The 16024-nt window shown below is 60.8% G+C and carries 12 protein-coding genes and 1 pseudogene; 6 read left to right on the top strand and 7 right to left on the bottom strand.

The window, feature by feature from the left end; translation table 11 throughout:
- The 3 genes and pseudogenes from HCZ87_RS10470 to HCZ87_RS10480 form a co-directional block, all read left to right on the top strand.
- Positions 1 to 199, top strand: a pseudogene (locus tag HCZ87_RS10470) (C4-dicarboxylate ABC transporter substrate-binding protein); the annotation flags it as partial.
- A gap of 97 nt (positions 200 to 296) precedes the next feature.
- On the top strand, positions 297 to 971 hold the full coding sequence (locus tag HCZ87_RS10475; RefSeq protein ID WP_167643705.1) for a TRAP transporter small permease subunit: 675 nt from the start codon (positions 297 to 299) through the stop codon (positions 969 to 971).
- The gene (locus HCZ87_RS10480; RefSeq protein WP_167643706.1) at positions 968 to 2368 is read left to right on the top strand and encodes a TRAP transporter large permease; all 1401 of its coding nucleotides are present in this window, start codon (positions 968 to 970) and stop codon (positions 2366 to 2368) included. Before HCZ87_RS10475 ends, HCZ87_RS10480 begins: the two co-directional genes overlap by 4 nt.
- Before the next feature lie 124 nt (positions 2369 to 2492).
- Here HCZ87_RS10480 and HCZ87_RS10485 read toward each other — a convergent pair whose 3' ends face one another.
- The 7 genes from HCZ87_RS10485 to chvE all read right to left on the bottom strand — a co-directional run bounded on the left by HCZ87_RS10485 (position 2493) and on the right by chvE (position 11608).
- Entirely contained in the window at positions 2493 to 4001 is a 1509-nt protein-coding gene (locus tag HCZ87_RS10485; protein ID WP_167643707.1) for an aldehyde dehydrogenase (NADP(+)), read from the bottom strand.
- A 4-nt stretch (positions 4002 to 4005) separates the two neighbouring features.
- Complete coding sequence (locus HCZ87_RS10490) at positions 4006 to 4926, bottom strand: dihydrodipicolinate synthase family protein (RefSeq protein WP_167643708.1); 921 nt, start codon at positions 4924 to 4926, stop codon at positions 4006 to 4008.
- 81 nt (positions 4927 to 5007) lie between these two features.
- On the bottom strand, positions 5008 to 5931 hold the full coding sequence (locus tag HCZ87_RS10495) for a Gfo/Idh/MocA family protein (protein WP_167643709.1): 924 nt from the start codon (positions 5929 to 5931) through the stop codon (positions 5008 to 5010).
- Positions 5931 to 7673, bottom strand: a complete 1743-nt coding sequence (gene araD / locus HCZ87_RS10500; RefSeq protein ID WP_167643710.1) for an L-arabinonate dehydratase — start codon at positions 7671 to 7673, stop codon at positions 5931 to 5933. Before araD ends, HCZ87_RS10495 begins: the two co-directional genes overlap by 1 nt.
- Before the next feature lie 8 nt (positions 7674 to 7681).
- Positions 7682 to 8911, bottom strand: coding sequence for a multiple monosaccharide ABC transporter permease (gene mmsB / locus HCZ87_RS10505; RefSeq protein WP_167643711.1), 1230 nt, complete (start codon positions 8909 to 8911; stop codon positions 7682 to 7684).
- An 11-nt stretch (positions 8912 to 8922) separates the two neighbouring features.
- Positions 8923 to 10425 carry a multiple monosaccharide ABC transporter ATP-binding protein gene (mmsA, locus tag HCZ87_RS10510; RefSeq protein WP_167643728.1) on the bottom strand — a complete coding sequence of 501 codons (1503 nt, stop codon included), beginning with the start codon at positions 10423 to 10425 and terminating at the stop codon, positions 8923 to 8925.
- A gap of 127 nt (positions 10426 to 10552) precedes the next feature.
- Positions 10553 to 11608, bottom strand: coding sequence for a multiple monosaccharide ABC transporter substrate-binding protein (chvE, locus tag HCZ87_RS10515; protein ID WP_167643712.1), 1056 nt, complete (start codon positions 11606 to 11608; stop codon positions 10553 to 10555).
- 120 nt (positions 11609 to 11728) lie between these two features.
- Between chvE and HCZ87_RS10520 the strand changes: the two genes are divergently transcribed.
- The 3 genes from HCZ87_RS10520 to HCZ87_RS10530 all read left to right on the top strand — a co-directional run bounded on the left by HCZ87_RS10520 (position 11729) and on the right by HCZ87_RS10530 (position 15966).
- Positions 11729 to 12643 (top strand): LysR family transcriptional regulator, encoded by a 915-nt coding sequence (locus HCZ87_RS10520; RefSeq protein ID WP_254868595.1) that lies wholly within the window; start codon positions 11729 to 11731, stop codon positions 12641 to 12643.
- A 265-nt stretch (positions 12644 to 12908) separates the two neighbouring features.
- On the top strand, positions 12909 to 13640 hold the full coding sequence (locus tag HCZ87_RS10525; RefSeq protein ID WP_167643713.1) for a response regulator: 732 nt from the start codon (positions 12909 to 12911) through the stop codon (positions 13638 to 13640).
- Between the two features lie 67 nt (positions 13641 to 13707).
- Entirely contained in the window at positions 13708 to 15966 is a 2259-nt protein-coding gene (locus tag HCZ87_RS10530; RefSeq protein WP_167643714.1) for an ATP-binding protein, read from the top strand.
- Positions 15967 to 16024 lie beyond the last annotated feature (58 nt).

The following is a 16024-nucleotide window of genomic DNA, read 5'->3' on the forward strand; positions in this document are numbered from 1 at the left end:
GAAGAAATGGGATGCGGTGCTGGAGGAAAAAGGCGTCGAGAAGGTCGAAATCTCTGACGATGTTCTGGCCGAATTCCGCGCCAAGGCGGCGGATCCGATCCGCGACGCCTGGATCAAGGATATGGAAGCCCAGGGCCTGCCGGGTCAGGAGCTTTATGATCTTGTCGAGACAACCCTGGCCAACCAAGGCGGCAACTGATCCATTTGGACCCTGTTAAACAACAGGCCCGGACCCTCCGGGCCTGTTGCTCGATTTGTCGATTTCGGCACAGCTTCACTCATACTACGGGGGCAGGATGGCCGGCTCATCTACTGTACTCAGCGATTCCAGTCTGATTTCGCGACTGGACAAGGCGCTATTGCCAATCGAGCGCTTCACCGCGCTGATCAGCGGCCTTGCCGCATTCTCTCTCATGTTTCTTGCCGCCTATTCGGTGGCCGGGCGTCAATTGGACCGCACTTTTCTGGCGCCATTGATGGACAAGATCGGGCTGATGGATGGCCCCCTGCCCGGCTATGTGGATTATATCGAGGCGCTGATGCCGCTGATCGCCATTCTCGGCGTGTCCTATGTGCAGCGCGAAGGCGGTCATATCCGCATGGATATCCTTGTCGGGCGGCTGCACGGGCGGCTGCTCTGGCTGTTCGAGGCGCTGACGGTGCTGTGCATGCTGCTGCTGGTTGTCGCGCTGGTCTGGGGATCCTGGGCGCATTTCGACCGCTCCTTTGACTGCGCCCGCCCCTTGTGTTCGCGCGACAGCTCGATCGACATCGGCCTGCCGATCTGGCCCTCAAAACTGGTGGTGCCGGTGGCGCTTGCGGTGCTCAGCGCGCGGCTGCTCTTGCAATTTGCGGCCTATGTGCGCGCCTTTATCCTTGGGATCGAGAACCCGGCCGCGGTGCCCTTGATCCAATCCGTGGCCGATCAGGCCGCAGCCGAAGCCGAGCATCTGGAGGATGGCCCCCAATGAGTAATATCGAAATCGGCCTCTGGGTGTCTGCGGGCATGCTGGTCCTGGTGGTGCTTGGCATGCGGGTGGCCTTTGCCGCCGGTCTGGCGGGCTTTGCCGGTCTGGTCTGGCTGCGCTGGAACGGCTTTGACTATGATCCCGCCCGTTTTGGCAAGGCCGTCACCATCAGCGTCAAAATCGCCGGGCAAGTGCCGCATTCCAAAGTCTCCAGCCAGGCGCTGAGCCTCATTCCGACTTTCATCCTGATCGGCTATCTGGCCTATTATGCACGGCTGACCTCGGCGCTGTTCGAGGCGGCCAAACGCTGGATCGCCTGGGTGCCGGGCGGGCTTGCGGTCTCTACCGTCTTTGCCACGGCGGGTTTTGCCGCGGTGTCTGGCGCATCGGTGGCCACCGCAGCGGTCTTTGCCCGCATTGGCATCCCCGAGATGCTGGCGGCTGGCTACAATAAACGGTTCGCCGCCGGCGTGGTGGCGGCTGGCGGCACGCTGGCGTCATTGATCCCGCCCTCTGCCATTCTGGTGATCTATGCGATCATCGTGGAACAGGACGTCGGCAAGCTGCTGCTGGCGGGGTTTGTCCCCGGGGCGTTTTCGGCCGTGGTCTATGCGGTGCTGATCATCGGCATCGCGGTGGTGTTCAAATCCGTCGGCCCGCCGGTCACCGGCTTCACCTGGCGCGAGCGGCTGGTGTCGCTGCCCCCGGCGCTGCCGATCCTGGCGGTTGTGGTGGTGATTATCTTCTTTGTCTACAACCCCTTCGGCGAAGCCTGGGGCACCCCGACAGAGGGCGGCGCGGTTGGTGCCTTTATCGTCTTTGTCATCGCCTTGATGCGGGGCATGCGGACGCGTCAGCTGATGGATGCGCTGATGGAAACTGCCAAGCTGACCATCATGATCTTCACCATTATCTGGGGCGTGTTGATCTACGTGCGATTCCTGGGCTTTGCTGATCTGCCGCACGCCTTTGCCGACTGGATTGCGTCACTTTCGGCACCGCCGTTGGTGATCCTGATTTCGATCCTGCTGGCCTATGCGGTGCTTGGCATGTTCATGGATGCGATCGGCATGCTGCTCTTGACCCTGCCGGTGGTTTACCCCGCCGTCATGGCGCTGAACGGCGGTGAAAACGTCGCGGCGGTTGATTCCGCCTTTGGTATGTCAGGCAGCATGTGTGCAATCTGGTTTGGCATCCTGGTGGTGAAAATGGCGGAGTTCTGCCTGATCACCCCACCGATCGGCCTCAACTGCTTTGTGGTGGCCGGGGTGCGCGATGATTTGTCGGTGCAAGACGTGTTTCGCGGCGTGATGCCCTTCTTCATCGCCGATGCGGTCACCATTGCGCTGCTGGTCGCCTTCCCGGCCATCGTGCTCTGGCTGCCTGGACTTGCGGGATAGCGCCTTACGGCGCTGCCTCCGGCGGGGATATTTTGAAAAAGATGAAACCCGCCCTTTCGCCTCTTAAGAAATATCCCGGGGGTGAGTGCCCCCGGGCACGAGGGGGCAGCGCCCCCTTATTATGTTAGTTTGTTGGCAGCAGCGCATCCGGCATGTTCTGATAGCATACCGGCCGCAGGAACCGCCGCACCGCCATGGTGCCGACCGAAGTGGCGCCAAAATTGGTCGAGGCCGGATAGGGCCCGCCGTGCACCATCGCATCGGCCACTTCCACGCCCGTCGGGAAACCATTGACCAGCAGCCGCCCCGCCTTGCGCTCCAGCACCGGCACAAAGGAACGCGCGGCATCGGTATCGCCCGCATCCATCTGCAAGGTCGCGGTCAGCTGCCCCTTGAGGCCGCGGGCCAGCTCCAGCATCTGATCCAGGCTTTCGGCCTCGACAATCAGGCCAAGCGGGCCAAAGACCTCCTCCGAGAGCGCCTCATTGGCCATCCAATCCGCCGCCGAGACCCGGTAGACGGCGGGGGTGGCAGTGCGCGCGGCGCAACTGGAAGACAGCACTTCCTGGACAGAGGCGATCTCGGCGATTTCGCTCTGGCCTTTGCGATAGGCCTCGGCGATGCCTTCGGTCAGCATCACGCTGGCGCCGGCCTCTGCCAGGGCATCTTTGGCCGCCGCGACAAAGGCCTCCAGATCGGCGCCCTTCTGGGCAATCACCAGACCCGGGTTGGTGCAGAACTGCCCCACGCCCATGGTGAGCGAGCCCGCCCAGCCAGTGCCGAGCTCAGCGCCGCGTGCGGCCAGGGCCTCGGGCATCAGGAACATCGGGTTGATCGAGCCGAGCTCGCCGTAAAAGGGGATCGGGTCCGGCCGTGCGGCGCAGAGGTCGAACAAGGCACGCCCTGCCCCCAGCGAGCCGGTAAACCCAACCGCGCGGATCAGCGGGTGTTTGACCAGGGCTCCGCCCAGGTCGTGGCTGATGCCCTGCACCAGCGAGAAGACGCCCGCAGGCAGGCCGCAGGTCTCGATGGCCGCTTTGATGGCGTCGGCCACGATCTCGCCCGTTGCGGGATGGGCCGGGTGGCCCTTGACCACCACGGGGCAGCCTGCCGCCAGCGCCGCGGCAGTGTCGCCACCGGCGGTGGAGAAGGCCAGCGGGAAGTTGGAGGCGCCAAAGACCGCAACCGGGCCGATCGGGCGCTGGACCATCTTCAGGTCCGGGCGTGGCAGGGGGGCGCGATCGGGCAGCGCCGGGTCGTGGCGTTCATCCAGATAGGCGCCATCGCGGATATGCGCCGCGAACAGCCGCAGCTGGCCGGTGGTACGGCCGCGTTCGCCCTCCAGCCGAGCTTCGGGCAGGCCGGTTTCGGCGGTACCCAGACGGGTGATATCAGCGCCGCGCGCTTCGATCTCGTCGGCGATGGCCTCCAGGAAGGCGGCGCGTTGTTCCCGGCTGGTCCAGCCATAGGTCAGAAAGGCGGCTTCGGCAGCTTTGACCGCCTGATCCACCTCGGCGGGGCCACCGGCGCAGACCGTCATCGGCTCGCCCGTAACCGGCTGCGAGGCGAAGGTTTCCGGGCTTTCGACCCAGTTTCCGGCGATCAGGTGTTTTCCATGTGGTTGATAAGTCATCGGTTTATCCTTTTCCCCAGCGCAGCGCGATCACGTCGAGCTCCGCTGCCAAATGCAGAAGACGGGCGCGGTTGCGCTCCGACATGGGTTTCAGCGGGTGGCGGACGTGATCGGATTTGATCACCCCGCCCTCTTTCATCACCACCTTGGCGGCGCGCAGCCCGCATTGGCGGTTCTCGTGGTTGATCAGCGGCAGGCACAGGCGCCAGCGCTCCAGCGCCGCATCAACGCGCCCGGCGCGGTAGTCGATGACGATGGGCCGGATCAGCTCCGGCTGCAAGGCCGAGGTCATGGTGCCGGTGCAACCCGCATCGAGATCGGCCAGCAGGGTCACGGCTTCTTCGCCGTCAAAGGGGCCGATGATCTCCTTGCCGCCGGCCTCGATCAGACCGGCAAGCTTGTCGGCGGCAAAGGGGGTTTCGATCTTGAAATAGCTGACGTTTTCGATTTCTTGCGCCATGCGGACCAGCATCGGCACCGAAAGCGTTACCCCGGAGAGGGGCGCGTCCTGCACCATGATCGGGATTTGCACCGCATCTGAAACAGCCGCGAAATGTTCAAAGATCGCAGCCTCCGGCGGCACCAGCCCGACCCCGTGATAGGGCGGCATCATCATCAGCATGGCGGCCCCCATGGCGGCGGCGTCGCGGGCGCGCTGGACCACGATCTGGGTGCTGAAATGGCTGATGGTGACGATCACCGGCACCCGGCCCGCCACATGTTCGAGCGAGAGCCGGGTCAGCTGCGCGCGTTCCTCATCCGAGAGCACGAATTGTTCGGAATAATTGGCCAGAATACAGATCGCATCGACGCCCTGGTCGATCATGCAATCCAGAACGCGTTTCATACCTTCGGCATCAACGCTGCCGTCCTCCAGAAACGGGGTCGGCGCGACCGGCAGGATACCTGTAAGGGGATTTGACATAAGAACTCCTCGCACGACGGGCGTGCTTACTTCGCTATCTGGGCGCGCAGGTCCTGCCCGCCATCTAAGGGTATTTGCGGCTTATTCAATAAAGGGCGCTACGGTCTCTCGCCGGGCCAGGGTGAAGGCATCGGCAACCAGGGTCATCGGACGCAGATCCATGTCGATGCCGCCATGCTCCACGAGCCGGGCCATTTGTTCGTAAAGGCGCGGGTATTCGCCGGCCAGCGGCGCGACCTCGCCTTTTTCGACCCCATCGACCAGCATCCGGGCGCCGCCATCGAGCAGGCGCAGGATGCCCTCTTCGGTTTCGGCCTCGATTTCCCAGGTCTGTTCGCCCTCCTGTCGCCAATCAAACACCGCCGCCACATTGGCCCCTTTCGGGTGATGGAAGCGCAGATTGGCGGCGATCGGCGTCTGGCAGTTTTCCGGCACCTCCAGAAGACCACCAGAGACATGGATCGGGTCCGGCAGGATCTCGGTCACGATCGACAGCGCGTTGATGCCGGGGTCGAACACGCCGAGCCCGCCCGGCTCCCAGATCCAGCCCTGGCCGGGATGCCAGCGCCGGACGTCCTCTTTCCAGGTCACATTCAGGCGACGCAGGGTCTTGTCGGAGAGCCAGCGCTTGGCGGCGCTGACCATATCGGCCTGACGCGAATGCCAGGTGGCATAGATCGCCACCCCGGCCTCGCGGGCCGCCTCGGCGAGGGCATGGCATTCCGCCAGGGTTGCCCCCGGCGGTTTTTCCAGCATCACGTGGCGCCCGGCGCGGATCGCCATCATCGCGTAATCAAAACGCGGCACCGGCGGCAGGCAGAGGGACACCGTGCGGATATCCGGCCGCGCCGTCAGCATCTCGGCGAAATCGGTGAAGGCCTCGACGCCGTCGATCGTGCCATTGCGGCTGACGGTGGCGGCGAGCTCCCAATCCGGGCTGTGCTGGATCGCCGGGACATGCTGGTCCAGGGCGATCTTGCCGATGCCAATGAGTGCAACTTTCATCAATGGCTGTCCTTTCCGACCGGCGCACCACGGCAGCCCTTGAGGAAATCAAGGTCAGCGCCGGTATCGGCCCCTTCGACGTGGTTCTGGTGCAGCATCAGATAGCCCGAGGTGGCACGCTCGTGGCTTGGGGTCCAGTCCGCCAGCCGCGCTGCCAGCTCTGCCTCGGGGATGTCGAGGGTCAGGGCGCGGTTCTGCACGTCCAGCTCGATCATGTCGCCATCGCGCACCACCGCCAGCGGGCCACCTGCGGCGGCTTCGGGCGAGGTATGCAGCACCACGGTGCCATAAGCGGTGCCGGACATGCGCGCATCCGAGATCCGCACCATATCGGTGATGCCCTTTTTCAAGAGCTTCGGCGGCAGGCCCATATTGCCCACCTCGGCCATGCCGGGATAGCCCTTGGGCCCGCAGTTCTTCAGCACCATCACGCAGGTCTCGTCGATGTCGAGATCCGGGTCGGCGATCTTGGCCTTGTAGTCGTCGATATCCTCAAACACCACCGCGCGGCCCCGGTGCTGCATCAGCGCGGGCGTCGCCGCCGAGGGTTTCAGCACCGCGCCATTGGGGGCGAGGTTGCCGCGCACAACGACGATGCCACCCGACTGGGTCAGCGCCTGATCGGCGGGCAGGATCACATCCTCGTTGTGGTTCTCGACATGGGCGATTTCATCCCAGATCGGCCCGCCCGAGACGGTCAGCGCGTCCTTGTGCAAAAGGCCCGCCTCGCCCAGACGTTTCAGCACCACCGGCAGGCCGCCTGCGTAGAAGAATTCTTCCATCAGGTATTTGCCGGAGGGCATCAGGTTGACAATGGTCGGAACGTCGCGGCCGCAACGGTCCCAATCGTCCAGCGTCAGGTCGATGCCGACGCGCCCGGCCATGGCCAGCAGATGTACCACCGCATTGGTCGAACCACCGATCGCCGCATTGGTGCGGATCGCATTCTCAAACGCGTCTTTGGTCATCACGTCAGAGGGTTTCAGATCGTCCTTGACCATCTGCACGATGCGCCGCCCGGACATCTGCGCCATCACGCGGCGGCGGGAATCCACCGCCGGGATCGCCGCATTGCCGGAAAGCGCCATGCCGAGGGCTTCGGCCATTGAGGCCATGGTCGATGCGGTGCCCATGGTGTTGCAGGTGCCGGTGGAGCGCGACATGGAGGCCTCGGCTTCGAGGAATTCCTCCTGGGTCATCTCGCCGGCCTTCACTGCTTCGGAGAATTTCCACAGATGGGTGCCGGAGCCGACCCGCTCGCCACGGAAATAGCCGTTCAGCATCGGCCCGCCGGAGACCACGATGGTCGGCAGATCGCAGGAGGCCGCGCCCATCATCAGGCTCGGCGTGGTCTTGTCGCAGCCCACCAGCAAGACGCAGCCGTCAATCGGCTGGCCGCGAATGGCTTCTTCGGTGGCCATGGCCGCGAGGTTGCGGAACATCATCGCGGTGGGGCGGAAGGTGTTTTCCGAAGCGGAGAACACCGGCACCTCGACCGGGAAGCCCCCGGCCTCGTAGATCCCCGCCTTCACCTTTTCGGCGAGTTCGTTCAGGTGGCCGTTACAGGGGCTGAGATCGGACCAGGTATTGAGGATGCCGATAACGGGGCGACCGTCGAACATGTCATGCGGCCAGCCCTGGTTCTTCAGCCAGCCCCGGTGATAGATCACGTCGCGGCTGGAGCCACCGTACCATTCCTGGCTGCGAAGTTGACGGGGCCATTGGGCGGGTTTGAACGTCATGTTAGCGCTCAGCCTTTCTGTTTGTTGTATACGTCGAAGATCACGGCGGCGAGCAGCACCAGCCCCTTGATCATTTGTTGGTAGTCGATGCCGACCCCCATGATGCCCATGCCATTGTTCAGAACCCCCATCAAGAAGGCCCCGACCACGGCGCCGACGATCTTGCCGACCCCGCCGGACATGGAGGCACCACCGATGAACACCGCTGCGATCACGTCGAGTTCAAGCGCGAAACCGGCCTTGGGCGTGGCGGAGTTCAGCCGGGCCGCAAAGACCAGGCCGGCGATCGCCGCCAGCACGCCCATGTTGACAAAGGCGAGGAAGGTCAGCCGCTCGGTCTTGATGCCCGAAAGCTTTGCCGCCTTGGTATTGCCGCCAAGCGCATAGACCCGACGCCCGAGCACCGTTTGTTCGGTGATAAACGCATAGATCACCGTCAGGATGCCCATGGTGATCATCACATTGGGCAGGCCCCGGAAGGTCGAGAGCTTGTAGAACACAAACACCAGCGCCAGGGCGACAATGCCGATGCGGGCGACAAAGAACATCTTTGGTTCGTCCTCGATGCCGTATTTTCGGTTCTGCGCCCGTTTGCGCAGCCCGGACCAGACCACCAGGAAGGCGGCAATCAGCCCGACCACAAAGGACAGCATATTGAAGTTGCGCAGGCCAAAGAGATCCGCCATCGCCGCGCCGCCGGGCAGGATGTCAGAGACAAAGCCGCTGGCGATCGACTGGAACTCACGCGGGAAGGGCCCGACGGATTCCCCGCCCAGAAGCCAGAGCGACAGCCCCCGAAACACCAGCATCCCGGCCAGCGTCACGATAAAGGACGGAATCTTCCAATAGGCGATCCAATAGCCCTGCGCCGCCCCGATCACCGCGCCGGTCGCGATACAGACCAGCGCCGTCACCGCCAGCGATTGATCCCAGTTGACGATCATCACCGCCGCCAGCGCACCGACAAAGCCCATGACCGAACCGACCGAGAGGTCGATATTGCCCGACACGATCACCACCAGCATGCCAAGCGCCATGATGATGATATAGCTGTTTTGCAACAACAGGTTGGTCAGGTTGATCGGCCGCAGCAAGGTGCCGCCGGTGACGATCTGGAAAAACGCCATGATCGCGATCAGCGCGAACAGCAGGCCGTATTCGCGCAAATGCGCCGAGAGATAGGCGCCGATCCCCGTGTTTTGGCGCTCGGAGGATTGAGTTTGGTCTGCGACTGACATCTTTTATGTCCTTATTCTTCTGTCACGATGAGCGACATGATGCGCTCCTGGCTGGCGTCCGCGGCGGCAAGCTCGCCAACAAAAGCGCCCTCGTTCATCACGTAGATCCGGTCACACATGCCAAGCAGCTCCGGCATTTCGGAGGAGATCATCACCACCCCCTTGCCCGCCGCCGCCAGATCGTTGATCAGCCCGTAAATTTCAAATTTCGCCCCGACGTCGATGCCGCGTGTGGGCTCGTCGAGGATCAGCACTTCGGGTTCGGCAAAGAGCCATTTGGCCAGCACCACCTTCTGCTGATTGCCACCCGAGAGATTCACCACCTTCTGAAACACCGATGGCGTGCGGATGTTGAGCGAGCGGCGATAGCCCTCCGCGACCCGGGTTTCCTCATTGTGGTTGAGCACCGGCCCGTTTGCCACCTTGGGCAGGTTGGTCAGCGTCACATTGCGGCGGATTTCCTCGTCCAGCACCAGACCAAGACTTTTGCGGTCCTCGGTGACATAGGCCAAGCCGGCGCTGATCGCGCGCCCGACGGTGGAGGTATCCACATCCTGTCCGCGCATCTGCACCTGGCCGGAAATCCCCTGCCCCCAGGACTGGCCGAAGATCGACATGGCCAGCTCGGTACGCCCGGCGCCCATCAGGCCGGCAATGCCGACGACCTCGCCCGCGCGCACGTTGAAATCGACGCCATGGATAATGCGCCGGTCCGCGTGTTCGGGGTGATGGACGGTCCAGCCTTCGACCTCCATCAGCAGATCGCCGATGTTTCGGGTGCGTTCGGGGTAGCGGTTCTCCATCGAGCGACCGACCATATCGCGCACGATCCGATCCTCGGTGATCCCGTCCTTTGTGCCAAAGCTGGACACCGTCTGACCATCGCGGATGACGGTCACGGTGTCAGCCACCCGGCGCACCTCGTTGAGCTTGTGGCTGATGATGATCTGGGTGACGCCCTGTTGTTTCAGCTCCAGCATCAGATCGAGCAGCGCCTGGCTGTCCGCTTCCGAGAGCGCCGCCGTGGGCTCGTCGAGGATCAGCAGCCGCACCTCCTTGGCCAGTGCCTTGGCGATCTCCACCAGCTGCTGTTTGCCAACGCCGAGCTTGTCCACCAGCGTGGTCGGCGCGTCACTCAGGCCGACCTTCTTCAGCAGCCCTTCGGTCCGGCGAAAGGTTTCCGGCCAGTTGATGACACCGTTTTTCTGCGTCTCATTGCCCAGAAACAGGTTCTCGGCGATCGACAAGAGCGGCACCAGCGCCAGCTCCTGGTGAATGATGATGACGCCCTTGGCCTCGCTTTCCGTAATGTCGTGGAATTCGGCCAGCGCCCCGTCATAGTGGATTTCGCCGTCGTATTGACCCACCGGATAGACGCCCGAGAGCACCTTCATCAGGGTCGATTTGCCGGCGCCGTTTTCGCCGCAGATGGCATGGATCTCGCCCTCCCGCACCGAGAGGTTCACGTCATCCAGCGCCTTGACGCCTGGAAACGTCTTGGTGATCGACCGCATTTCGAGCAGCGTCTTCTGCACGGGATCATCCTTTAGATTATGTGTTCTGGAATTCGCCCGCCCGCCCCTTGCTGACAGGGCGGGCGGGACTTGGCCGGTGGGCGACAGCGCCGCCCGAGCCGGAGGATTACTCGATCTGGTCTTTGGTGTAGTAGCCTGCGCCCACCAGAATCTCTTCCCAGTTGTCCGCCGTCACCTTGACCGGCTCCAGCAGGTAGGAGGGAACGATCTTGACGCCGTTGTTATAGGTCGAGGTGTCGTTGATTTCCGGCTCGCCGCCTTCCAGCAGCGCATCGACCATACCGACGGTCACACGCGCCAATTCGCGGGTATCCTTGAAGATGGTGGAATATTGCTCGCCCGCCAGGATGGACTTGACCGAGGGCACCTCGGCGTCCTGACCGGTGACGATGGGCATTGCCAGATCGCCGGAGCCATAGCCGACACCTTTGAGCGAGGACAGAATGCCGATCGACAGCCCGTCATAGGGCGACAGCACGCCATGCACCTGCGCGTCGGTGTAATGAGCGGACAGGAGGTTATCCATCCGCGCCTGAGCAACCGCGCCGTCCCAGCGCAGGGTGCCGACGGTGTCCATGCCCTGCTGACCAGAGACCACGGTGACCTTGCCGCTGTCGATCAGCGGTTGCAGCACCGACATGGCGCCATCGTAGAAGAAATAGGCGTTGTTGTCGTCCGGGCTGCCGCCGAAGAGTTCAACATTCCAGGTTTCCGCGTCGGGGAACCGCTCTTCCAGACCGGCGACCAGGGTTTCGGCCTGCTGCACGCCAACCTTGAAGTTGTCAAAGGTGGCATAGTAATCGACATATTCGCTGTCGCGGATCAGCCGGTCATAGGCGATGGTGCGGATGCCTGCGAAATGCGCGTTTTCCAGCGCGTTGGACAGGGTGGTGCCGTCGATCGCCGCGACAACCAGGACATCGACCCCGTTGGTGATCATATTCTCGATCTGAGCCAGCTGGTTGGGGATGTCATCCTCGGCATATTGCAGGATCGTTTCATAACCGGCGTCCTGGAACTGCTGCACCATGGATTCGCCGTCAGAGATCCAGCGCGCGGACGATTTTGTCGGCATCGCGATCCCGATAGTGCCATCGGCAAAGGCCGCCGTTGCAAGACCACCGACCAGGGCGGTCGTGGCAAGAATAGATTTCAGGGTCATTTTAGTCTCCTCCACAAAGCCGCATTGTGTCCCGCGGCTTTCGCCCTGCACGATAGGAGCGCTTCCCATATCATACCAATCCGAATATGGTGCTTTGAGATATCAAAACAGGTATGCAATATGGTCCTGCCGCTCGCCAAACGTCTGAAACCCGCGCAGCTGCGTCTGGTGCGCAGCATCCATGACACCGGCAAGCTGCAACTTGCGGCCGAAGCCACCAATATGACCCAGCCCTCGGCCTCTCGGCTGCTGGCGGAGATCGAGACCGAAGTCGGCGGGCCGCTGTTTCAACGGTTGCCGCGCGGCATGAGCGTCACCCCGCTGGGAGAGGCCTTTGTGCGCCACGCGCAGGTGATCCTGGCCGAGCTCGACTCGCTGGCGGCGGAGGTGAACAGCCTGCAATCGGGCAAGGCGGGCGGCGTGCGGGTCGGGGCGGTGACCGGCCCGGCGGTCTCTGCGCTGGTGCCGGCGCTGATGGCGCTGCGCAAGGAGGCACCGGACCTGCGCCCCACTGTTGAGGTCGCCCCCTCCGCCGAGCTCATGCGGGGGCTGGAAGAGGGGCAGTTTGATTTCGTCATTGCCCGGATCAGCCCTGACAGCGACGCCCGCGCATATCAGGCCTATCCCGGGCGCACCGAGGATATCGCGCTGCTGGTGCGTGAGGGACATCCGCTGGCCGGGCGAAGGGTCTCGTTGCAGGAAACGCGAGACTATGAATTCGTGATTCAGGAGCCCGGCTCTCCGATCCGTCTGGCATTTGAACAGTGTTTTCTGGAAAACCAGACCCCGATGCCGGAGCGCATCACCAATTCCTCGTCGCTGCTGATTGCGCTCTGCCTGGTCGGGCAAACCGACGCGATCGCCACCCAGACCCGAGAGGTGGCGCAGGTGCTGTCCGGGCGCGACACCGGCCTGACCACCATTACCTTGGACACCAATATTACCGTCCCGCCCTTCCTGGTGATCCACTCTCGCAAGCGAGAAATGACCTCTATCGCGCGCCGCCTGCTGCATGAGGTCCTGCGGCATCTCTAGGTGCAAAACGGGTTCCTATTGCGCGGCGTTTGGCCTTGTCACCGGCCGCTTCAGCCGGACATTTCGCAATTCCGGCGCAAAAAATACGATAAAAAATAGGGCATTAGAGTGTTTTACGCAGAAATACCCTATCCAAAAGGAGTTCGTTAATTCAATTCAGAAATGATTTTTACTCAGGGTGTGCAGGTTGCAATGGTAGCATCTTTGTTGTGTCGCGGCAGTGTGTTGGCCGCCCCCCCTGTGAGTAATGAGTAAAGGTCCTGAAATGTCTAATACGCTAGTCCATGATTACGCTTTGACGACCGGAGCCAAGCCCGTGCTCCTGAATGTACTGTCGATCGATGACGACGAAATTGACCGAATGCGGCTGTTGAAAATCTGCCGCAAGGCGGGCCTGATGGTCGATTTCACCGAGGCGGCCAACCTCGATGAAATGCGCGAATGTCTGGAAATCGACCATTTTGATCTTGTCTTCATCGACCATGATCTCGGGATGGACACCGGGCTGGACGCGTTGCGTATTCTACTCGCCCATGAGGATCAGGTCAGCGCGATCCCGATTATGCTGACCTCCTCGGTGGATTATCACATCGCGGTAGAAGCAATGCGCCGGGGCTGTGCCGATTATATCGTCAAGGACGAGCTGACGGTGGATGCGCTCATCAAATCCGTCACCTCGGCCATCGAACGGCGTGCCCTCTATGGCGCGCTGACCGACGCCCGGGCCTCCGAAACAGAGCTGAAGTCCATCTTTGAACGGTTCATGCTCAGTTGCGGGCCGGAAATGCGGGAACTCCTGCGCCGCAGCATGATGGGTGTGCGCGCGGTCAAGATGCAGGCCCGCAGCGACGACAGCGTTGATCCGACCCTGCTGTCAAACCTCTCCATGTTCGAAAGAGGCGCAAAGGATCTGGTCGCCTTTATGGATGATCTGGAAAGCGTCGTTGGCGCCGGCCGGCGCCTGACCGTCAGTGAACTGCGAAAGCGGCTCCAGTAGCGCATCACCGTGGCAGGCGTGCCCCCTACGCCTGACCGCCCCCGCACAACCCCGAGAGGTGACAAAGATGTCGCCAAAATGGATCTCAATCAAACTCAAGGTCGCATTGGTCATCTTCCTTGTGTCTGGCCTGTCTTTTGGGCTGTTCTTCACCATCAACTACAAGAACACCATTCAACGAATTCACCACCACACCGAGCAGATGATCGCGCTGCGTCATCAAACCCATATCAGATATATTCAGAACACGCTTGCCGTGATGCAGCAGGATTCCGAGACGATCATGGGGTTCCCCCCCATCCCCGGGATATTCAGAGCGCGTCAAAGCCCATCGAATATCGACCCGTTGGACGGCTCGTCTCTGGCCGAATGGCGCCAACGCCTGGAAACGCTCTTCACCAGCCTGCTCCAGAACAGACCCGCCTATAGTCAAATTCGGCTGATCCTGGCAGAGGACAACTGGACCGAATTCGCCCGGGTTAACCGCAACGGCGCCGGCGCCTCTGTGGTACCCGAACAAGAGCTGCAAGCCAAGGGCAATGAACCCTATATCAAGGCGCTGAAACTCTCCGATGCCCGCGATATCTTCTTTTCCAATATCACGAGAAACCGTGAAAACGGGCAAATTGTCGGGCCTCCGGCACTGCGGTCCCTGAAGCGGCTCACCACCCCGGACGGACGGACCTGGGGGGTGATCGTCGTGAATGCCAGCGCGACGGATATCTTTGCGCCTCCCAACCTTGCAAATCCGATCGGACAGACGTTCTACGAGGTCAAGAACCGCATCAACCCTGCCTTGGGCATTGATGAGAGTGAACTCAGATATTTTGTCGGTAGCCCTGGCAAAGACACCGGCTTGGCACAACGCACGCTCTCGGAGTTGCCCTCTGGAAAGCTGACCCTGGTCGAGGACGACACCGGCGTTTTCGTCACCTACCTAAATCTGCTCTCGGCACAAACGCCCTTCTCCATTTACATTGGCACCGCCGTAAACACAGCGGATCTGTATCAGGAGGCCCACCTTGAACTGCGACGCAATATCACAAATGCGATTTTTTTGACAATAATTGCCTCCCTTCTCGGATATGTTTTCACAGCAAGGCTGCTCACGCCATTTCAATCATTGGTTCAAGATATTACACGAAGCAGCGAAACTGGAACACCTCTTGAAGCGAAGTTTGAAGGCGGAGATGAGATTTCCGTTATTTCGCAAGGGTTCGCGCAACTGAACAATAACCTCATTCAGGAAACACTTCGCCTGGACATGGTGCTCAAGAACATTGACGAAGGAATAATCACCGCCCGAACGGATGGCTTCATCGAAGATGTGAACCCTGCCACGACGCGCATCCTTGATGGCGAACGCGACGCATTGATTGGTCGAAACCTTCAAGACATATTACCCTGTTCAGTCGCGGAGCAACGCCAAATATTCAAGAATACATTTGGCGAGGTCATGGAGACAACTAGCCTGGAAGTCGAATTTGAAACAGGCGAAAACCCTAAAATGCTACAAATAAACCTGACACGCGCCCACTATGTGGACGGAAATAGAATTATCGTTCTTATCCGAGATGTCACAGAACGCGCCCTGGCGACCCAAAAGTCAGAGGCGCTTATTGCTGCGCTACAAAAATCCAACGCGGAACTTGACCAATTCGCCTATGTCGCGTCACATGACTTAAAGGCGCCACTTCGAGTCATCAACAACGCGGTGGCCTGGCTCGAAGAAGATCTGGCACCTCACCTGACGGAGGACACCAAAGAAAGCATGGAGCTCTTGCGTAGTCGTGCGAGTAGAATGGAGCGATTATTAAATGACCTTCTCGAGCACTCACGCATCGGACGAATTGAAGAACCGGAAATTGGCATATCAGGTCACGAAATGGCAGACGAGCTGCGTTCATTGCTGGAGATCCCTGAAGGCATAACGGTATCATTCTCTGAAAAGTTTCTTGAACTTGAGGTCAAGAAACTTCCCTTGCAAACAATACTCGTCAATCTTATCAGCAACGGCATAAAGCACCACGATAGGCAGAATGGTGCAATCATCGTTGATGCCCGCGATGCTGATCAGGGCAATATTTTTAGTGTTACAGATGATGGGCCCGGAATTCAAAAGATATATCACGACCGCATTTTTGAGATATTTCAGACCTTAAAATCGCGCGATCAATTGGAGAGTAGCGGAATGGGCCTGGCTTTTGTCAAGAAACATATTGACATATGCGGTGGAAGAATCCGAGTGATATCGGATGGACAGCGCGGCAGCACGTTTGAATTCTACTGGCCTGACATTCCGCAATGCAACAGTCAGGCCGCATGATGTACCAAACTTATTCTCACAACCAACAGAAAATAGCGCAGCAATCGACTGGCGAACA

This window comes from Phaeobacter sp. HF9A, from assembly GCF_011806385.1.
GTDB lineage: Bacteria > Pseudomonadota > Alphaproteobacteria > Rhodobacterales > Rhodobacteraceae > Epibacterium.

Bases quoted from the DNA above. Each gene is read 5' to 3' on its own strand.
- HCZ87_RS10475 (WP_167643705.1), top strand. From the start codon at position 297: ATGGCCGGCTCATCTACTGTACTCAGCGATTCCAGTCTGATTTCGCGA.
- HCZ87_RS10480 (WP_167643706.1), top strand. From the start codon at position 968: ATGAGTAATATCGAAATCGGCCTCTGGGTGTCTGCGGGCATGCTGGTC.
- HCZ87_RS10485 (WP_167643707.1), bottom strand. From the start codon at position 4,001: ATGACTTATCAACCACATGGAAAACACCTGATCGCCGGAAACTGGGTC.
- HCZ87_RS10490 (WP_167643708.1), bottom strand. From the start codon at position 4,926: ATGTCAAATCCCCTTACAGGTATCCTGCCGGTCGCGCCGACCCCGTTT.
- HCZ87_RS10495 (WP_167643709.1), bottom strand. From the start codon at position 5,931: ATGAAAGTTGCACTCATTGGCATCGGCAAGATCGCCCTGGACCAGCAT.
- araD (WP_167643710.1), bottom strand. From the start codon at position 7,673: ATGACGTTCAAACCCGCCCAATGGCCCCGTCAACTTCGCAGCCAGGAA.
- mmsB (WP_167643711.1), bottom strand. From the start codon at position 8,911: ATGTCAGTCGCAGACCAAACTCAATCCTCCGAGCGCCAAAACACGGGG.
- mmsA (WP_167643728.1), bottom strand. From the start codon at position 10,425: ATGCGGTCGATCACCAAGACGTTTCCAGGCGTCAAGGCGCTGGATGAC.
- chvE (WP_167643712.1), bottom strand. From the start codon at position 11,608: ATGACCCTGAAATCTATTCTTGCCACGACCGCCCTGGTCGGTGGTCTT.
- HCZ87_RS10520 (WP_254868595.1), top strand. From the start codon at position 11,729: ATGGTCCTGCCGCTCGCCAAACGTCTGAAACCCGCGCAGCTGCGTCTG.
- HCZ87_RS10525 (WP_167643713.1), top strand. From the start codon at position 12,909: ATGTCTAATACGCTAGTCCATGATTACGCTTTGACGACCGGAGCCAAG.
- HCZ87_RS10530 (WP_167643714.1), top strand. From the start codon at position 13,708: ATGTCGCCAAAATGGATCTCAATCAAACTCAAGGTCGCATTGGTCATC.